Here is a 1,475-nt window from a genome sequence, read left to right on the forward strand (position 1 = left end):
ATGCTACCATGTTTTCAGAAATACATCGGGGAGGAAACCTCCTCCCCCGCGGGGGCCGCGTATTCCTGAGCCATCGTGCGCTCATGGAATATGGGGCCTTTTGCTATGCAAAAGCAGAGAAAAATTGGCCATGTGCCTCTTTCTGCGGCACGGCCATGAAATCAAAGCGCATGTGCCGTGACGGCCCATATGCGCATAAGCTTCATGCGCCACAAGCCTTTGCCCGTTTTCGTGGCGCGTGCTTGGCACATGACGTTTTGTATCCTGTATGAGGAGGGATGGACCACGGACTTCACTGTGATCGACCATATTTTGGAGGACTACCGGGGGCGGGGCTACTACCCCTCCGCAGTCTGCCAGATCTTTCGGGGCCATGAGACCCTGTACCGGTGCTCGGTGGGCGATGTGACGCCGGAGACCTGGTTCGATCTGGCCTCGGTGAGCAAGCTCATCTGCACCACCCTGGTCCTCTCCGCCATGGAGGAGGGTCGTCTGACCCCGGAGGACCCCATCCTCTCCCACCTGCCTGAGGATGGCCCCGGACCGGTGACCCGTCAGCGGCTCGCCGGCGTGACGGTGGAGCAGATCATGACCCACACCTCCGGCATTGTCCCCTGGTATCCCTTCTACGCCGACGGCCGGGACTTCTACACCGCACTGGAGCACGTCCTCTCCACCACCCCGACGGAGACCGGCATGGCTTACAGCGACCTCAACTTCATGCTCATGGGCCAGCTCTTCTCCTTCGTCACCGGCCTCACCCTCCGTGAGGGGCTGGAGCGGTACATCAAGGAGCCGCTGGGCATTACCGAGATGGCCTATGGGCCGGTGGACCCGGCCCTGTGCGCCCCCTCCTGTTACGGAAATCAGATCGAGCAGCGCATGTGCGCCGAGCGGGGCATCACCTTCGACGGCTGGCGGCCCAACGGCGTGCCGGTGCGGGGAGCGTGTAACGACGGCAACGCCTATTATTACTGGAAGGGCGAGAGCGGCCATGCCGGCGTCTTCGCCTCCGCCGGCGCCCTGAGCCGGCTGGGGCAATTTTTCCTCACCACCCAAAAGCCCTGCTTCCTCCGGGCCATGACCACCGACATCTGTGGCCGTGGTCTGGGCTTTGAGCAGGGAGAGACCTACCCCGATGGCTGCGGCCACACCGGCTTCACCGGCACCAGCCTGTGGGTGAGCCGATCCAACGACCTGGGCGCCGTGATCCTCACCAACAAATATTACCGCCCGGAGGGGGAGCCCCCCGGAAACTCCAACGAGTTCCGCCGGGCCGTCCACTACGCCCTTCTGGGCCGCACCCCGCCCCCTGTGGTATGAACAAGGGCGCGCTGTCTCCCTTGTCCGATACAAACTTTGAGGAAAAGAGGTCATTACATGAAGAACATGAAGAAATGGCTGTCCCTGTCCCTTGCCGGCGCCATGCTCGTGGGCGTTCTGGCCGGCTGCGGCGGCGGCTCCGCCAACACCCC

General features: G+C 62.9%; 1 protein-coding gene. It reads left to right on the forward strand.

Features of this window, described 5'->3' with window-relative positions:
- Positions 1-249 precede the first annotated feature (249 nt).
- Positions 250-1,323 (forward strand): serine hydrolase, encoded by a 1,074-nt coding sequence (locus Q0Y09_RS05970; RefSeq protein ID WP_297719063.1) that lies wholly within the window; start codon positions 250-252, stop codon positions 1,321-1,323.
- Positions 1,324-1,475 lie beyond the last annotated feature (152 nt).

The sequence above is a fragment of the Intestinimonas sp. genome (genome assembly GCF_026169115.1).
Taxonomy (GTDB): domain Bacteria; phylum Bacillota; class Clostridia; order Oscillospirales; family Oscillospiraceae; genus Intestinimonas.

Coding starts and splice junctions, on each gene's coding strand:
- Q0Y09_RS05970 (WP_297719063.1), top strand. CDS start 250: ATGACGTTTTGTATCCTGTATGAGGAGGGATGGACCACGGACTTCACT.